General features: G+C 77.7%; 1 protein-coding gene. It reads left to right on the forward strand.

Annotated elements, in window-relative coordinates; genetic code table 11:
• On the forward strand, positions 1-2,040 hold a 2,040-nt coding region (locus tag ABD308_RS31055; protein WP_344342418.1), incomplete at both ends, for an ATP-binding protein.

Consider the following 2,040-nt stretch of genomic DNA (forward strand, 5'->3'; position numbering starts at 1 on the left):
CCGCCGGCACCGGGCCGGAGCCACCGCCCGCCCCGGCGCCCGGACCGACCCTGGCGGACATCCCGAGACCGGCCCAACTCCCGCCCGGGCCCAGGGGGTTCACCGGACGCCAGGAGCACATCGAGCGGCTCGCCGAACTGCTGCGCCCCACCGACGGCACCCTGCCGCTGGTCTGCCTGGAGGGCACCGCCGGGGTCGGCAAGACCGCGCTGGCCCTGTACGTGGCCCGCCGGGCCGCGCCGCTGTTCCCGGACGGCCAGCTCTTCATCGACCTGCACGGCCACGGACGGGCCGCGCCGTGCGGCCCCGCCGAGGTCCTCGGCGGCTTCCTGCGGGCCCTCGGGGTGCCCGCCGAGCGGGTGCCGCAGGGGGTCAACGAGCGGATCGGCCTCTACCGTTCCCTGCTGGCCGGCCGCAGCGTGCTGGTGGTGCTGGACAACGCCAGGGACGCCGACCAGATCCGGCCGCTGCTGCCCGGCGGCGGCGGCAGCGCGGTGCTGGTCACCAGCCGGCGCCGGCTGGTCAGCCTGACCGTCCGGGAGGGCGCGCACCGGCTGGTCGTCCCGGTGCTGCCCGCGCCCGAGGCGCGCCGGCTGGTCGACGCGCTGCTCTACCCCGGGCAGGGGGACGACGCGGCCGCCGTGGACGAGATCATCCGGCTCTGCGCCGGGCTGCCGCTGGCCCTGCGGATCGTCGCCGCCAACGCCGCCTACCGCTCCGACGTGCCGCTCGGCCGGATCGCCCGGGAGCTCGCCGTCGACCGGGTGGCCGCGCTCGCCACGCCGGACGAGGCGCAGACCGCGCTGGCCGGCTCCTTCGGCCTCTCCTACGACCTGCTCCGCCCCGACGTGCGCAGCTTCTTCTGCCTGCTCGGGCTCGTCCCCGGGCCGGACTTCACCGTGGCCGCCGCCGCCACGCTGGCCGGTTCGACGCCGGCCTCGGCCGAACGGCAGCTGCGCGAGCTGGAGGTCGCCAACCTGCTGGAGCGGCTGGACGACCGCTACCGGTTCCCGCACGAGCTGCTGCAGCTCTTCGCCCACGAGCGCGCCCACCAGCGGCTGACCGCCGCCGAGCGGACCGCCGCGCTGGGCCGGCTGTTCGGCTGGTACGTGGCGACGGCCGCGGCGGCGGGCGCCGGCGTCCCGGCCCCCCGGCGCAGCGTGGACCAGGCGGGCGTGGTCACCCCGGAGCCGGGGACTCCTCCCCGGGAGGAGGCCGCGGACCTGCGCGCGGAGTTCGCCAACCTGACCGCCGCCGTCCGGTACGCCGCCGAGTCCGGACCGCTCCCGGTCGCCTGGCACCTCGCCGACGCGCTGCGGACGTTCTGCAAGCAGCACGCGCTGCTGGCCCAGTGGTGCCGGCTGGCCGAGTCCGGCCTGGCCGCCGCCCGGCAGGCCGGGGACCGCGGCGCCGAGGCGGTGATGCTGCTCAACCTCAGCGACGCCAAGCACAACTCCGGCCTGATCACGGACGGCGAGGACTACGCCCGGCTGGCGCTGGGGATCGGCCAGGAGCTGGACCGGCCGCAGATCGAGGCCGCGGCGCTCGACCAGCTCGGCCGCGCCGCGTGGATCCGCGGCACCCTGGCCGAGGCCAGGACCCTGCTCTCCGCGGCCGTCGGACTGCACACCCGCAACGGCGACCCGATCGGCCTCGCCGTCTCGCTCGCCGCGCTCGCCCGGACCGAGTTCGACTCGGGCAACCGCGGCGAGGCCTACCGCCACTACACCCGCTGCCTGCGGCTGGCCCGCACCAGCGGCTCGGAGGCCCTGGAGACCATGGCGCTGGTCGAACTCGGCATGGCGCACGCCGCGCTGGGCCGGCCCGGGAACGCGCTCCAGTCGCTGCGGGCGGCGCTCTCGCTCGGCCGCACCGGCAACCACCGGCGGGCCGAGGCGCTGGTGCTGGCGATCCTCAGCCTGCTGCACGCCGAGGCCGGGCGGGAGGAGGAGGCCCGCACCTCGGCCCGCGAGGCCCTGCACGCGGCCGAGGCGCACGGCGACCGCTGGACCGAGGCCGAGTGCCTCAACGCCACCGGCG

The organism is Kitasatospora putterlickiae (genome assembly GCF_039527695.1).
In the GTDB taxonomy this organism is placed as follows: Bacteria; Actinomycetota; Actinomycetes; order Streptomycetales; family Streptomycetaceae; genus Kitasatospora; species Kitasatospora putterlickiae.